We start from the raw sequence: 17,740 nt of genomic DNA on the forward strand, positions 1-17,740 counted from the left end.
CTACTCGTCTTCTTCCGCGATTTCTGTCAGGGCCGCCCCACGCGCATCCGGTAGGCTGGGAACAACAATGGTGGCACGACTCCCGCCACCCACTAGCTCGCGGATTATCTCGCTGACCTCAGCGTCCGGATCACCGGCGGGCAGTGCACCGCTCCGCGTCAGGTTGTCCCGCGCGTCGAGCACTTCGCCCAATGACACATCGGGCCGCTGCGCTTGGGCGTCGCCGCGCTGCACCGGTCGCCGACGCAACCCGCTGTTGACCCGCGCCGTGAGTAGGAGGTCCTGTTGCAGCGCCTTGATGGCTGTCTCGGCGGCCTGCATGACCTCGACCACCGCGCCCGGCTGCGCCCGGCCGTCCAGGAGCGCCGCGGTCGCCGCGTCCCGCAACTCCGTGATCGTCCGCACGGAGACGTGGTCGGCCTCACCGACGAGGGCCAATCGCGCCAATCGCTCGCCGACACGGTCGAGCAGCTCGACCTGCATCGGGTCCAGGCTCGAAACCAGATCCAACAACGGCAGCACCTGTTGGACCTTCCTGTCGCTCGTAATCGTCCGCAGCAAGGTTGCGAGATCGCCGTCGAGCCGGCTGACCGACTCAGCGTTCGCGTACGCAGCCTTGACCCACTCCGTGATCTGGCCGACGATCCGCCGCAATCGAGCGTTCGGCACCTCACCCTGTTCGACATCGCGGAGCTCGAGCAAAATGAGGGCAAAGATGAGCGATCCGCCGTTCGTGTCCAGCTCGTCGTACAACGGCGTCATCCCGATGATCTCAGTGATCGTGACCGGCTCCTGACCGAGCCTCTCGAGCACCTCGGTCCTGCGCAGGACGGTATCGATGAACTGGCCGACGGTCTTCTTGTACCCTGCGCAGAGTAATTTCGTGTTTAGCGCACTTGGATCATCCCGGCCGAGTTTCGGAATGATCGCGTCGATCGACTGCTCGAACTCTCCGCGCAGATAATCTCGATTATCTTCCAGGAATTCCATAACTTTCGGAGGAACTATTTCTTGAATCGTCGAGAATGACACTCTCGAGGCAACCACCGTCCAGTTCTTTACGAGGTTGACGCGACGCGGTTGGCGTTCGAACATGATCGCCGCGGCGGCATGGACATAGGCCAGGGCCAGGTAACCTCGCAACGATTCCACGTCGGGCGTTCCTCGCAGCAAGGCCCGTGCCGACACATTTTGAGAACCCCCCAAGGCTGTGTCGATATACTTGTTCGCTATCTCATTGGAAAAGCTCAGGCCGTGCCCCAGTAATTTCTCTTGATCGGTGTTCTTCTTGAGCCGGAGCAGGTCGAGCAGAAACCCATGCAGGCCCGCGAGAGCTACCCCGACGGTGAGCTGGGTATAGCTGCGGCGATGACCAGGCTTGAACTCTTCGGAACCAAAGATTTTGGCGCCCCGCGCCCACGTCACGTCGTAGTCCGGCTGCGGGAACAACTCCTCGAGCAGTGTGAACTCGGTGCTGTCCCGGCCCGCATTCCACAGCCGTCGCCTGATCTCTTGGATCTCGTCGAGTACCGACTCCGACGAAGGCGCGGTCCCGAGTTCGCTGGCCAACACGGCCCACGGCTTGCCTACGAGCTCAACGCCGAGGATAGTCACCGCGACTACGGCTCTCGCCGGCTTTCCGGCTTCTTCCCAGCTCTCCAGGTTGGGGAACCGTCGGCGCTGTTCCAGAGAGACCCCTGATGCCCACAATGCGGCGTCCGCCGTTTCGAAGTGGCGCAGGCCCTTCCCGTCATCCATGTCGACGGCCCATGCGGACTGCGATTCGAGGACAATCTCGACGTACTTCGACTCGACGAGAACCGCTCCGTACGTCTCGACCAAGTTCGCGGCTTGCTCGGGCGTCAACTCCACCCGGTGCTTCAACTCCTGCTCAGGGCCCATCTTGCCGTAGACCTTGATCGTCGGGTCGATTAGTGACGCCACCTTCGACGTTGACTCTGCCTGCGAAGCCAGTCGAACTTCCATCCCCGACGCAGCCTTACCGGGCACCGGCCCTTGAGGGTGCCGATTGAGCCCGCCACCCGCCGAGTCCACCAAAAACGCGCGAATAGTCACCCCGGGCGGCAATGCATCCACTCGGACAACAGCATCCTCCAGCCGCGTCGCCTGCGGCTGCAGCGCCCACACGTTCCCGTCCGTGGCATGGTGCAGCACTACCGCATGACCGTCACCGTACGGCTGCTCCACCACTGCCAGCGCCGATGCTCCAACACCGGCCGCAAGCAATGCTCGCTCGATCGAATCCCAATCCGCGACCCTCACCCACGATGCCCCCCGCACAACGTCACCGAGCACGCCGCCAGCATTCAACACCGCGTCGTCGGAGGAACCGCCAGACCACAGACCGTCCGGGTAGATCTCCGAGGCCACGTCGCGCAACAGCGCCAAACAGTTCCTACTCACACCATCCGATCGCCGTAGCGCACGAATCAGTTGTATGAGCTCCCTGGGCGAGAGCGACACCGCGCTACGCACGTGTCCGCGACGTAGCTGGGCGTTGACTCGCTCGCGGTCATCGGTCACCGACGGGCGCGGTACATCGAGCGGCACTGAGGCCACTTCGAGCCGCTGCTGCAGCTGGGTGGTCACCAGCTCTGCCGCGCGCACCAGAGCTGGCACGGTCATGCCGGCCACCCCGGGCCCGAGCCGGTGTAGTGCCGCGAGTGTGGTGCGCAGCAGCGTGTCCACCGCCTGCACTGTCTCGCTCGTCACCTCACCGAGCAGTGCCAGGCGCGCGAGTTCCTCGGTCACGGCCGTGCGCAGGTTGGCGTCCGCCTCCAAGTTCACGAAGTGGGACAGCAACGGCTCCAGCGCGGCGATCGTGGGGTCGGCTCTGATGGCTCCCAGCGCGGTTTTCAGGTCCGGGTCGGCCACCAGCACGGACCCGGCGCGCGCATAGCCCACCCGGGTCAAGCCACCGGTTCGCGCCGCGTATTGCTGCAGCAGCTCCATCGGGACGGCGCCACGGAGACCGTCGCGCAGCTCCACCAACAGCAGCGCGAACGCGACCAGCCCACCGTTGGTGTCCAGCTTGTCGTATTCCGGCCGCATACCGAGGAGCTCGGTGATGGTGACCGGTTCCTTGCCGCGCGCCGCCAGCGTCTCCGGCGACAGCAGGACGGTGTCCAGAAAATCGTCGACCGTCTTGCGGTGCTCAGCATGCTTCAGCGTGATGCCGAGCACCGAGTTCGCCGGTCCGGGCACCTCGCCGTCCGGCTGGACCGAATTGTGCAGCACAGCCACGATTGCTGACCTGAGCTGTTCTTCGTGATCCTCCAGGAAATCCCGGACAGCTTTCGGAAGCTCTGCCCGAATCCTATGGAACGAGATCCTCGAGGCGCCGAGCAGATAGTTCTTCGTGAGCGCCGGAGCCGCGGCCCGCTCGTAATAGACCGGTGCGGCCGCATGGGTGTATGCGTGGGTCAGATAGCCGTGTAGTTGAACGACCTCCTCGAAACGCTCGGCGAACTCGCGGGCCAACGGTCCGGGGTAGGCGCCGAGTTGCCCGGCGATGTAGGACTCGACGAGTTGATCGGCCAGTGACAGCCCGAAGTCCAGGGATTCCCGGGCGATGTTGTCCACGGGCAGCTCGGCCAGTTCCGACAGGAACTCGGACAGTCCGCTGAGCGTGACGCCTGCGGTGAACTGCGTGTAGCTGGCCCGCTCGTCGGGCTCATCCTTCTCCGAGCCGAAGATCACCGCGCCGACCCCGGCCTCACCGATCTTCCAGTGCGGCTCATGGAACAGTTCCTCGACCTGGGTGGACCCGGTGCTGTCCCGCCCGGCGCTCCACAGCCGCCGCCGGACCACCGCGATCGCGGCGAGCACCTCCGCCATGGACGGCAGGTTCTCCTCCCCCGGTACCTCCCGCCAATGGTGACCCACGATCTCGGTGATCAGCACCTTCGCCGCGATCACCGCGCCCGTCGGGGAGCCGTCCGCCCGCCATTGCGACAGGCCCTTGTACCGGCGCCCCTGCTGGGGGATGCCGGCCGCTGCCTGCGCCTCGGCAGGGGTTTCGTAGTAGCGCAGGCCCTGGCCGTCGCCGAGGTCGATGGCGTAGGTGGTGGCCCAGTCCAGCTGGATCTCGACCAGCCCGGCCCACTGGACCAGTACCGCGCTGTAAGGGTCACCGGGCTCGTCGGGCCGCTGCGGGTCCGGGGCGAACAACCGCTGCGCCTGTTCTTGCGACAGCCACACCCGATGCTTGATCTCCTGCTCCAGCCCCAATCCCTCAATCGGCCCGCCCGTCGGATCCGTCAACGCCGACACCAAGGACCCACCCGCGCCGGCGTCGGGCCACCGCACGATCTGACCCCGATCACTGATCAACAACGCCCGAATCCGGACACCCGGCGTCAGCTCCTGAGGTCGCACCAGATGCCGGGCGCCGCCGCCGTCCTTCGGCCGTGCCGCCCACACCGCCTCAGCCGCGGTCGCGCCCGCCTGCTCGTCGTTGACGTGGTGCAGCAACACCGCATGCCCGGCCTTGCCTCGCCACTCGTGCACCGTCGCCACCGACCAACCCGCACCCCGACGCGCCAACTCCTCCCGCACCGCCTGCCAATCCCGCACCGAGGTCCACCACTCGTCCGGCACCGACTCGAGCAACTGCCCCGTACCCAGCGCCGAGTCGTCGCGCGTCCGATCCGCCCACACCCCACCCTCATGGACCGCATCCAGCATGTGCCCCAACTGCGCCAGACAGTCGCCCTGCCCGACAGCGCCACCGGCCACCCGCCGCCGCAACTCGTCCAACGACAACGACACGTTCGCCCGCTCCAGCCCACGCCGCAGCCGTTGCGCGACCCGCCCCTGCTCGAACTTCGGGCCCGCCGCGCCCGAGGGCGCGCGGACCCCCGATGCGACCTCGGCGGAGAACGTCAGGTCCACAGAGTCCTGCGTGACCGGCCGGGTCACCGCGTTCACCGTGGCGACGAACGTGGTCACCAACCGGCGGAAAGCCACCAGCGGGCGCTGCTGCTCAGGCAGGATCTTGGTGGCCTCCGCCCAAGCCCGGTCGGCGCGCTCGCCGCCCCGGAGCTGGTCGTACGGCTGACCCTTGCGACGCAGCTTCATCAGGTCCGACGCGGCCAACTGGTCCAGCAGCTGCCACGAGGTCCGGACCGTCTCGGGCAACCGGGGGTCTGGCGCGCCCGAAGGGATGTCCGCCGGGCGGGTCAGCGCGAGCAGCCCGCCGGCCGCCCGCATCAATCGGCCCAAGTACTTCGCCGACTGCAGATACGCCTGGCCGGCGCCGCGCCCGGTGTCCTCGGTGCCATAGTGGTCCAGGTCTTTGAGCAGATCCCCGAACTGCTCGTTCATCGACTGCAGCAGCTGCGCCGCCGACAGCCGCAGGCCCGCCCCACCCTGCTGGTTCTCCACCACGTCCAGCAGCGCCCCGACGGAGTGGTACGCCTCCGATGCATGCTGCAGCCCCTCGCCGGCCAGGTGCTGGGCCTCGATGGCGAGCCGGTCCAGCGTGCGCGCCATCGGCATCGGGTCACTCGGGCGCCGAAGCAGGTGGTACTTCGTCTCCGCGTCCCGCTCCTGTCGCATGTGCTCCACATAGAGCTGGCTGCGTGCCGCCAACAACTCATCCTGCTCGGCGTCGTCGTGGTCACCCCCGGCCGCGAACAGGTCACTCTCGTCCGAACCGCGCCGGCCGGCCAACGGATTCGGCGCCAGCGATCCGTCCCGGCTCGCCGCGGCCGGGCCGGGCGAGGCCCGTCGCGAACGGGTGCCACCCGGCAGCAGCGAACGGCCCCGCTGCTCGGGATGCTGTACCGACTCCGTCGGCGGCATCTCCAGTGAGCCTCGGCGGGACCCGGGTGGTGCACCGGTCAACCGCCGATCGTCCAACCGCTGCCGCGCCTCGCGCTCGGCCTTCTCGTACGACGCGTCCGCGTCGGCGAACCGCCGTCCCGCCTCCGCCCTGGCCGGGCCGTCCGCCGGGATCAACTCCAGCAGCTGGGCCACGAACGCGTCCCAGCCCGGCCGCGACAGGTACCGGCGCACCTTGGTCAACGCCGCGATGTCCTGATCACGTGCCACCTGCCGGCGACCGGCGGCGGACACCGCTCCCAACGGCAGGCCGGGCACGTGCGACGGCACGTAGACATTGGTGTCCAGCACCGTGCCGGACTCCCGACCCCACCCCTCGTCCTCCCGGAACCGGCGGTTGAACTCCGCCACCACCTCCGTGTCTCCCGGCCCGCTCACCGTCACGTCGTAGTCAGACCCCAGATCGGTGCTGCCCACCGCCCGTGCGGTAACTCCCGGGAACTCGGCGAGCACTTCAGCCAGCAAGCGGTCCACGTACTCCTGCCGATACCGCACCAGCTTCCGCATGACATCGAGATGCCCTCGGGCGAGGTAGGCCGCCTTTGCCTCCGTCCAGGTCCCACCGACCTCGAGCAGGGCGTTCACGACCCTCGCCAGGTCCGGCGCCGGGGGCACCGGGGCAGCCTCCTCGGGCTGGGTCACCGTCACGTCCGGCAGATCCGGATCTTTCAGCATCGAGGCGTCGGACAGGTCCAGCTCGCCCACCGAGGAGAACCTGATCTCCGGAACCTGCACCTCGGGCACCTGCTCGTAGCTTCCACGCTGCGGCCCACTCGACGCGGTCTCGCCGGCGAGAACGTCCAACTCGCCGCCGAAGCCACCCCCGCTAGCCACCGAAGCTTCGTCCTCGATATCCGACGGCGATGCCGGCAGTGCGTCCCACCACTGCACCGTCTGGCCCGGTTGTCGAGGGCCGATAATCCCCAACGGCCACGCCGAACCGTCGATCATGCCCTGTCCGCGCAGCTCGGCGAACCGTGTGAGGACACCCGCGACGGCGCCAGGATCCATACCCAGATCGGTGAGCCGCTGCTCCAGCCGCTCCTGAGTGACCTGTCCCAGTGCCGCCCCCATGCCCGGGCTGAAGGGACGACCCAACCGGTCCATGACGAACCCGGAACGAATATCCCGCTCCGGGCGGGATGGGAAACCAGCACCGTGGTCGATGGCCACCACCCGACCCGAGGCATCGGTCAGATAGTTCGCCCAACTCCGATCCTCATTGGCCAACAGATAGTCCAACACCGCCATGCTTTCGCGGTCCGCCAGGGAATACTCGTCGACGGCCCGACCGACTTCAGTCGGCTCAACCCAGCGCTGCAGCGAACCGAGGCCGTTCGGCCCCTCCCACAGCACGGTCGGCGGTACCAACCCCAATCCGAGCAACTCATCCAGCGCGAACGCGGCCGCCTCCCGAATCGCGGCTTCACCCCGCACCTGACCACGATCACGATGCTCACCCGCCGCCGGCCTGTACACCCCGAAGGTGGCATCCCCGAAGCGCACCCGACGCAGCTCACTGGCATGCGCCCGCTCATCCAGCGGCCCGGACACCGCAACGACCTCGGATGCCGAGTCCAACAACTCCGACACCAGCCACCGCCGCACCCCCGGGGCCTCGGTGTTCGCCTCGATCGGCGCCCCCGCGACGCTCGCCGGTTGCCGGAGGCCACCAACGGCAACCGGCTCCCGGCGCGCCTCGTCGTCCCGCCCGGCCGGGTCTGCGACCTCCAGTTCAGCCCGGCCAACCTCGGTTCCCCACGACGTCGTGGCGCGCTGTGAGTGATCCTCATCCCGCGGCCACACGAACACCTGCCGCCGCCACTGCTCCATCGACTGCCCCGCCGGCAGGGTCGGCGCCGCCTTCCCCCGCGACGTGACATGGAACGCGACTACCTGTCCCGGAACAGCGTGCGCCGCGAGTCTGGAGGTGAGCAGTTCCCGCAGCCGATCCGCTGCAGCCTGGGCGCGCAGCGCGCCGACCTTCTCCGGCCCGGCGCTGAGCAGTCCGCCATTGCCGCCGCCCTCCACCTCAAACACCAGCGGCGACTCGACGGTGTATCGGCCGGCCGCATGCCCCTCGCGCACCTCGGACACCATCCGGTCGGCGAAACGCTCCAGCACCGACCGCGCCACACCATCGAGCTGCTTGCTGCCCGGGGCAAACGCTACGACCGCCGACCGCCACTGAGATACCAGCGCCTGCGCGCCGGTCTCGATAGTGCCGGTCTCGGTGTTCTCGGCGCCGCGGGTGAGTGCGCCGTCCGCGGAGTCGGTCGTCACCGGAGATTGGATTGTCACCGGAAGTTCGAGAGCCTCGACGGCCGGTGCGGTCACCGCGACCAAGGACGGCTCCAGCGGCCGCTCGTGGTCGCCGGCAGCGGGAGGCTGGTCTACGGTCGCGGCGGCGCCGCGCGGCTGGTCGAGAAACGCCCTCGGCCACACGTCTGCACCGGCCGCCACCGTCGGCCTCGGGGTGCCGAGGGTCGACGACGGATCGGTCGAGAGCTCGGGGTCCGCCGGCTCGGTGTCAGCGATGACCGGCTCGACATCGCTCGTGACGCCCGGCGCGGTGGCGGGCTCCAGAAGCGGCTGAGGTGTGTCGACACGCTGGCCTTGGAACACATCGGCGGCGGCCACCTGGGTGAACGGGTTGGGAGATGCGGCACTCTGGCCGGCGAACGGCGCACCGGGTTCGGTGGCCGCCACCCGGGCGAACGACTCCTCGGGCGCCTCGGAACCGGCCCCTACCACCGGTGCCACCCTCATGACCTCGGGTGTCGGCGTCTTGACCGGTGACTCGGTCTCGGGCGTCCCCGACCGAAGCGTCGCCGCGGCGGGCGGCGCAACCGGCTCGACCGTCGGTGCGGTCAGGTCGTCCACGGGGGTGTCGTCGAGCTGGGTCCGGTGGACCGGTGCCAGATCGGTGCCATCGTCGTCCCGCTCGCTCTCGTCCTTCCCGCTGTCTCGCGGCTCGCTGTCGTCCAGTCCGCCACGATCGTGCTGCTCCCGCCGCTCGTTGTGCTGTCCGTCCTCCTGCTGCTGTTCGTCCTCGTGGAGTTCGTCGTGCTGCTCGTCGTCGTGCTGCTCGGGTTCGAGCCCGATCGAGCGGGCCAGGGCGTCGATTTCCTGCCGCGCATTGGCCAGTACCTCGGCGGCCGACGAATGCTCGCGGGCAGCCCGCCACACCTTGTACAGCGCCGCCACGGCGTCCGCGTCCGCGCGCCCGGTCAGGGCGAGTCGGGCCAGCCGGGTTCCCGCCTGTGCCACCGGTACGGCGTGAACACCGGCCTCGATCAGGACGGACAGCACCGGTGCCATGGCCCATGCCGTCGGGTGACGGTAAATCGTCTCGACAGCGCCCGACAAGTTCTGCCCCGGCGACCGGACCGTGCTTGCGGCCACGTCATTGCTGTGCAATGCCTCACCGACAACACCCTGGACCGTAGTGCTGAGCGCTTCCCAGGTCGGCGCGGCCAGGTGCCGCATCCGCACGGGCACCTGCCCCGGGTCCGGCTCGGAATCGGCGTCCTTGCCCGGGAACCGCAGCGCGGTGTCCACCACCGAGTACTGGTTGACCCCGCCCACACCAGCCAGCCCGGCATCCAACAGGTCGGCCACCGTGTACGCGTCGTCGGCCAGGGGCGTGGTGAGCGCGGCGGCGGCCAGCAGGTCGCGATACTCCCGGCCCACGGTGCGAGCGGTCGAGGCGAACGCGTTGCCGAGCGCGAACTGGCCCCTGTCATCAAACATCGCGGCCACGACGCGCAGCCCGTTCTCGGTGTCCGCCAGCTGCGCGAGTTCCTCGGCCCGCTCAGCGGCGGAACCGGCCCCATCCTCCCGCGGTGCGAACACCGGTTGATCACCCCACGGCATCGGCGCGCCGCTGTGCGACGCCGCCAGTTCGGGATCATCCCGATTCTCGGCTGCCTCGGTAGCCGCGTGGCCGGCCGGTTCCAGCAGCTGGCCCAACGCGTCGGCGAACACCGTCACCAGCGTGCCCCGGTGTTCGGCGAGGAAGTCCCGGGCGCCACGGGGCAGCATCCCACCGCGGATCTGGTCCAGCGATTCGCCCACCTCGATCGCGACGAAGTTCCCGTACGCCCCGCCCAAGGCCCGCTGGTTACGGGCCAGGATCGGCGCGGCCGCATAGATGAACAGCGACGCGACGTAGCCCCGGGATACCGCGACCTCGAACACCGCGTCGAACACCGCGCGCCAACCCGACGTCAGCGACGCATCGTCGCGCTTCACCATGAAGTCACGGACCGTGTCAGACACGACCAGCGCCGCATCGATCACCCGCAGGGCAGGCTCGAACTGCCCCAGGTTCGTGCGCCCCAGGAACTCCCGCAAACCGGCCAACGGCACGTCGAGGTGGAAGAAGTTCACCACCCGGTCGGCCGGGGACACCTCGCCGCCGATCCCTGGCCGCAGCTCAGAACCGGACATCGCGATTTCGCCGGCCCAGGGGGGCAGCACGAACCCGCCCCCGGGATACGCCACGTCCAGCGTGTTGAACTCGTCGCTGTGCGCGCCAGCCTGCCAGGCAGCGTTCCACAACTGCCGCATCGCCTCGACCACCTGCGCGGCGCTCGGCAGCAGAGTGTCGTCCGGCCGCACCCGCATCTGGTTTCCCAGCACCGCGAGCTGCGGAGCCGTCATGCTGATCAGGCTGCCGCCCGGCCGAGCGGCAGCCTCCCATGCTCCCTGGGACTCGAAGGTCGCGGCGTCGGGGAACGCGCGCACCGCGTCCCGGTGATCGCCGAACCGCCGCTGCTCCTGGTCGGACACGTACACGGTGAGCGGACCCGTGCTGGCGACGGCGGTCGCCCGGCCGGCGACGGCGACCAGCACGGTACCGGGGTCAATCGGGCCGACGTCATATGCCGGTTCGAGCACGTGACCCAGCGCGTTCAGCGCCCGGTCCGGCCCGACGCCGACCGGCGCGCCCTCAGCAGGCGGCACCACCTCGGCGACCGTCGGCACAGTGCTGCCCATCCCCAGCGGCTCGGACACCGATGCCGATGCCGATGCTGATGCCGATGCCGATGCCGATGCCGCCAACTGCTCGGCCGGACCGGGCGATGCGGCGGTCTGGCCCGTGAACAGCTCACCAGGTTCGGAGGCCGCCACCCCAACGAACGACTCCTCGGCAGCCTCGGACCCGGCACTGATCCCGAGCGCCCCCACAGCCGGCCGGACCCCGGGTGCCACCGCCTGACGTGTACCCGCCGCTGGCACAGCCAGCGGGTCCGGCTGGATCGGTGCGGCTGACTGGATCGGTGCGGTGGGGCCGGCACGTCGCGGCTCGTCCAAGAACGCCATACGGCCGCCCGGCACAATCGGCGTCCGTGAACCGGCGGCCGAGGGCGGCTCACCTTCCTGGTCCGCGAGCATCGGAGCGACCCGCTCGACCTCCTCCCCAACGACAGGCCGCAGGGTCGTATCCTCGCGCTGCCCACCGAACAGCTCACCAGGATCGACACCCTCCACCCCGGAGAGCGACGCGTCCGACTCGACCGGCTCGGACGTGGACTCGATGCTGTAGTCCCGAGTGTCCCCAGTGGCCTGATCCCGCTGTTCAGCGGACGTGAACGGCCGGGCAGGGCCTGTCGACGATGCTTCCTGGTCCGCCATGCGTTGAGCAGTCGTCTGCTCGGCCGTCGTCAGCTCCGACAGCGCCCTCGGTTGCTCAGACTCGGTGCCATGCTGGTCGGCGTCGCGCGACGAGCTCTCGCCGGCAGCGCGCGAGCCTTCGCCCGGCCCCTGCGGGCCCAAGCCTCCGGGACGCGCTGCCCCACCACGTGCCTCGGCGGTATCCCCGGTCAGCCACAACCGCACGGCCTCAGAGGCCTGCGCAGAGCGGACGCGAGGCCGGCCATCGGGATGTGCACCCGCCCACTGCAGATACGCCTGGTGCGCCCATATCGCCTCATGCCCGGGGATCGAGCTATGACTGAGGCCGGGTACATCGGCGAACGCAGTGACCACGTCATCGAGCTCCACCGTGACCGGCCGCGAGCCCGACGCCCCCACGATGTCGAACCCTCGGTGACGCTGCGCACCGATCCAGCGCACCAGCCCCCGAGCGAGATCGCCCAGGGGTGGAACCGGCGCCCCATCCACGTCCGCACCCACTCGCATCTCACCCAGAATGCGCAACACTTCATGACTACCGACCCGCACATCCCCGTCCGGGCGCTGGGCCCGTGCCTGCCTGTGTCTCATGACCTCCTGGGCCAGCTCGCGCAGCCACCCCACCAGCACCGGCGAGCCGATCGGCCACCCACCATCGTCCACAGGCACAACATCAGGCAGAGCGTCCGCCGCGCGACGTCGAAGCGTCTGCAACGCCGACTCCACCAGATCAGCGGCCGATACCGCTCGCAATCCTGACGGCCCCGGCGACACCAAGGGCACCGCGCCAACCGCCCCCGACCAGGCAGCGGCGAAACGGTCAGCCGCGAGGATGTCCTCGGTGACGGCATCAGCCCACTCCGCCGTCGATCGCTCGCGCAAAGTCACTCCATCAGCCAACAGCCGATCCAGAGCCGAACGGACCTCCAGTCCGCCCCACGGCACCTGCTCCCGCTGGGGGTGGGCCTGCTCCACTCGCCCAGCGACGAAAGGCTCGAGCACTCTCTCCAACGTGACACGGTCGTCGATCGCCCGTTTCGCCCGCACGGCCGCTACGTCCACGTCCCGAGCGACCAGCGCCTCGAGCCGAAGATCTACCTCGCGGTCTTCACCCGCGACTCCCCCACCCGAGTCCGACGGCCTGGCCCGGATCACAACCTCGACCACAACGCCCGGTCGTTTCAGCCTGTCCAGCCTGCGGACCAACTCATCAGCTAGCACCTGCGCCCGGTCTCGTCCTCGGTTCTCGCTGTTGCGGAAGGTGCCCGCGCCGCCACCGGTGACGACAACCCGCACCCCTCGACCACCACCCTCGACAACCCGTTGAGCCTCGGTGAGGATCTGTGGAACCGACACATCCAAGCGCCGCTCCACGTCGCGCCGCACCGTGTCCGGCAGCGCGGCCATCGTCCTGCCACGTCCGCCGAAGGTCACCGTGACCGGGTCGAAGTTCTCGGCGGTGCCGACCTGGTCGCCCACGAACACCGCCGGCTCCACCACCAACGACACCGGCAATTGCGGGACGGCATCGAGACCGAGCTCATTAGCCCGAGAGGCCGCCATCAACCCCCACGCATACTCGTCGAACTCACGCGTGCGATCACTCCAGTGCTGCTGGCGCCGCTGCATCGCCACCAACCCGCCAGCGTCGCCACGATCAACATCGAAATACCGCATCTCGAGCTGACCAGTCGGCAGCGCCGACCGACGGCCCTGCGAGTCCTTCAAAGACAAGAATTTCGACTTCATCGTCCCGACGACCGCGTCCATCTCAATCGGCGCGTTGCCACCGGCACCAGACCAAGCCTGGTCGAGCCACTCACGCACCGTGTACTCAACGGCGACCTGATTTTCCACGGACTTCCGCCGCATCACACGACCGAGCAGATCGGCGCCCAGGCCGTGCTCGGCGATGAAATCCTGATGGTCCTCACGCACCGCTTGCTCGAACTCGCGGTTCAGCTCCGCGGCATGACCGCTGAGAAAACCGCGGACCCTTGCGGGCAGCTTGTCGAACCACGCCGCCACCGGATTCCGCGACAACACCTGGACACCGTTCTTCGCCAAACCAGAACCCGTGCCCCATCCCAGCGCGCCCGTCACACCGTGTGCGTAGACCAGGGCCCCATATCCGGCCAAAGCTTCCCGATCAGCCGTCACCGCCATCCGCACCCGCGTCCCATCACCCGGACCGGACACCGTGTTGACGAAACGCTCAGCCACCGATGCCCCGAACAGCAGCGCCCTCTCGTGAGCCGCGACCGAGAACCCCAGAACTCCCTCTGCTTCCGGGTCGAACTGGACATGCTGGTAGATATTCCACAACGCGAACACCGAGGCATCCACGGTCAACTGCCCGGAGATGGCGTTTTGGGCAGAGGGGCTCACGCTGACGTTCGCACCCTGTTGGACGTCCATACCGACGCCGCGCAGTACGTTCCCAAACCTCTGGCCATGAAGCGCCCCGGTGAGGCTGGACACCACCGTCCGGCCCTCTTCCCACGCCTCCGACGGCGACGCGAAATGCTGCTCCCCCCGCAACGAACCTATCGGCCCAAGCTGCGCCTCAGCGACGTGGCGATGCATAGGATCGCGATCACTGACGACCGTGGTGTGCCTGCCTCGGGCGCTGACTTCGCCGTCGCTCAACACGACCGTGGTCTCCATCTCGAGCCCCACACCGCCACCGAGCCGCCGGCCGACGGTCGACAGATTGCCCAGCACCCCGATGGCCACCGCCTGAGCCGCCCGCTGCCGCTGCGTCGTCGGCGACGGAAGACGCGCATGCCACCGCCGCCGATAGGTCTGCCACACCGACTCCTTCCGCGCCCGCGTCACAGACACACCGTGCTCAGCTAGCGGTATCCCCATGTGAGCCCGCATGTCCTCGTCAAGCACCTGACCAGGCGCCGCGATCGACTCCGACGAATCACCGAGCCCAGGCTCGACGACCGGAGCTACCGACCTCATCGCATCCTGATCACGATCCCAGATTCCGCTGATGACAAGCCCAGCCAACTCATCCAGCGGGGCACCCGAAACATCCGCCCTGTCCAGCGCCAGCCGATGCAGCTCATCAGCGACCTCGTACTCGCCGAACGGCATCGAACCCGACCACGACCGCCCAGGAACCTCCTCCCACTTCCGAGCAAGACCCGCTTGGACCTCCGCAACCAACCGCTCAGAAATGCTTCCGTCGTTCACCCCCGAGTCGTCCCGTGATCCAGAGGGATACGCGGACGAACTCGAACTCGCCGCCATTGAAGTCGCAGGCTGGGTCGGATTGGTGTTGGCAGAGTCCGGCTCTGTGTCCTGAGCGCTGGTCGTGGCGTTCTCTTTCGAGCTGTGTAGCTGAGCCACCGCAGCCCGCCACTCGGCGGCGATCGTGGATAGCGCATCAGAGCCTGCGCTCTGATGCGCTATCCGGTGCGCGTCCCACGCGGTCAGGACAGCGTGACGCCATTCGGTCGCGCGTTCATCAGTCAGTGGCGCGCTATCCGAACCGCCGAGCTGCGCATGCACAAGCAGCGCGTCGAACGCCTGTGCCACTGCCTCGCGCCCCGCGCCCTCCCGCACACGCGGATCGGTGTTGTCCCGTTCGCTCTCGATCGCGGCGTCGCCGGCGACCCACGCGGCCAGTACGACCGCGCCCAGCCCCGCCTCCCCGTCAGCCAGCAACGCCGCGGGCTGCGCTGCACCGGACGGGCCCGCCAGGTCCTGCCCAGCCGTGCCGGCCAAGTCCGCAATCGGGTCGGCTCCGACCTCACGCCGCGATATCGCCGAGGCGTTGCGCCAGGCCGCCGCGAACGCCAGCTCGAGAGTCCTCGGCGACCGTGGATCCTGACCGGCCAGGATCCCGGCATCCCAGACGCTCAGCACCGCGCCACGCCAGCTGGTCAGCTGGCCCTCGGTGTACCGGGCTCCTTCCGCGGCCGCACCCGCCAACCCGACAGCCGGCAGGAATCTCACCGCCGAGTCGAACGCCCGCTCCACCGCCGCACGTCCGACCGCTGCCCCCTCCGCGCGGGACAGACCGTCCTCGACGGCCGCACCGGCGGCGTCGTCACCGGCGGCCAACGCGGCGAATGCAATCGCCCGCCAGCCGCTCTCCTTCGTCCACTGCCCCGGGGACAGTGGCGTGTGTTCCCCTCCTGGCGCACTCGGGGTGAATCGAGTGTTCGCCGGAGCCATCACGGACGGTCGCGTCTGCCCTGGGTATTTACGGAAGCCGAGGGTGGCAGGCAGCACGACGTGGGCCGTGTGTGCGGTGCCACCGCGACGGAACGTCACGGTGTACTTGATCATTGCTTGATAGCGGTCGTGGTCGATCCACACCCGAGAGTTCGCGGTGATCGAACTGCCCTGTCCTAGCACCGGCCCGCTACGGTCACGGCGGCGTTTGCCGTATTCACCGGCCCCACCGATCGGCAGGACCAGTGTCGACGCGACCGTGCCACCGCGAGCCTGTGCCTCGTGCTGCCGGACGACGCGGGTCCGATCCTCGACCGTGTTCGTCCGCTTACCGGCGACCGTCAGCTGGTCCCTGGGTTGAGGCATCGCCGTCGTGGGCTGCTCGTAGGTCAGGCTCTCCACCTGGGCCGATATCTCGACCCCCGCGGTTCGACCCATTATTGTGAACGTGGTGCTGTCCAGGTGACCGCCCGGCCGGGTCATTTCCGGCATTCCGGTCCGCAATGAGCCGTCGCGGAAATCGTTCTTGATCAAACCGCCGCGGCGCCACCCGTGGTACACCTTCTTCGACCACGCACCGCTGCCGAAGAACCGCTCCCCTTCGTGGTCCAGAAGTTGGTGCAGCGAATCAATATCAGGAAGGCCCAAAATAAGAACGTCGGCGGCGATACCGTCAGTGAAAACGCTGCTCGGCGGTACCAGGAGCGGAACGTCCCGTCCCAAGAACGACACCAGTCCGGTAGCGGACGCTGCCGCCGCCGAGGCAGCTTGCTCCCTCGCGTGGGACAGGCTGGACAGCTCCGTGGTGGGAACCTTGGTCAGCTGCCGAGTCTCGACGACAACGTGGAAATCGTACGGCTCGACCGCGAGTGCCCGCTCCGGACCGATCAGCCCACGGCGGTATCGCGGGCCGTTCTCGACTGCTGCAGCCTTCTCGCCGGCCACCAGTTTCGTCAGATTGCTCGCCAGTCCGGGCACGTCCAGCACCCGAGGGAAGAGCCGGGTACGCCGGTGGAAGTCAAATTGGAGGTGGAAATCGCCCTCAAACATGCTCCCGGGCACCCGCGACTTCGTACCGATACCCGTCTCTACCGCGGAAGTGCTCTTGCCGATCGTCTCGATACCGCGCTTATATTCATAGAAAAGCCTTAACAACCCGGCCGGCTTGACTCCGAGTGTGGGGTCAATGAGCATGTTGATCAGGACCCCGTATACCGCCAGCAGCCGTTTCTGGAAGTTGCGTCGGGGGTCGGTGCCATTGTGCTGATAGGTCACGCCGGTCATGTTGGTGAACTCGACGTCCTTGACGTTCGCCTGATGGCGCATATCGTCGAGGACGGCCTTGACCCTGACCCAGTCGCCGTTGCCCAACTTGATCTCGAGTGCTGCTCCCGCCTGGAGCTCCTTGAGATGCCAGGGCAGGTCCGTGCCCAGCTTGGCGGTCAACCGAGCCGATTTCTTGTGCCAGGCCGAACCGAACAGCCACGTGCCCACCGCGTCCAGATCACGAACCGTTGCCGTCAGTCGCGGGTGCGCCGGTTGCGAGGTCGTCGTGAGTGTCTGCCGGGCGGCGGCAACCGGGCGTCGCCACACTCCCACCACCACATCGCTCTCACCGAGCCTGCCGTTCTCCACGACCCACGGAGGAACCGCGTAGATCGCGCCGGGCTCATGTCTGGTGTCCGGCTTCGGGTGCACCGGCAGATTACGGGTGGCGAAGACGAATTGACCGGTGGCAGTGGCGCCACGGACGTCAACCTGGCCTCTGCCGATCGGGATGATCCGGGAGATCAGGGCGGGAACCATCATCGACAGCAACGTCCGGGTCGTGATGTGCACCGTCGTGGTGACTGCACCCTTGTAAAATGATCCCGGCTCGATCTTCTTTGCCTTGGACGAGGTGAGGTGGCCTGTGGAACTGCTCCTATCGTTGACCGAGGAGGCGTGATCGGTCCCCGCGATACCTAGGCCTGAAGCGGAGATACCTATTTGGGTGTTATCTCCGCCCCCCGCGATTGCTACCCGGGTACGTGTTTCCCGCCAA

The 17,740-nt window shown here is 68.0% G+C and carries 1 protein-coding gene (only partly in view); it reads right to left on the bottom strand.

The genetic code is table 11. The features are described 5' to 3' along the window. A protein-coding gene (locus tag G406_RS45420) for a hypothetical protein (RefSeq protein WP_156934733.1) crosses the window boundary here: on the bottom strand, positions 1–17,740 show its 3' portion. It continues 25,388 nt past the right edge of the window; the window shows 17,740 of its 43,128 coding nt (coding positions 25,389–43,128); its start codon lies off the right edge, out of view; its stop codon occupies positions 1–3.

The organism is Actinospineispora spinosispora DSM 44797 (assembly GCF_000429025.1).
Taxonomy (GTDB): domain Bacteria; phylum Actinomycetota; class Actinomycetes; order Mycobacteriales; family Pseudonocardiaceae; genus Pseudonocardia; species Pseudonocardia spinosispora.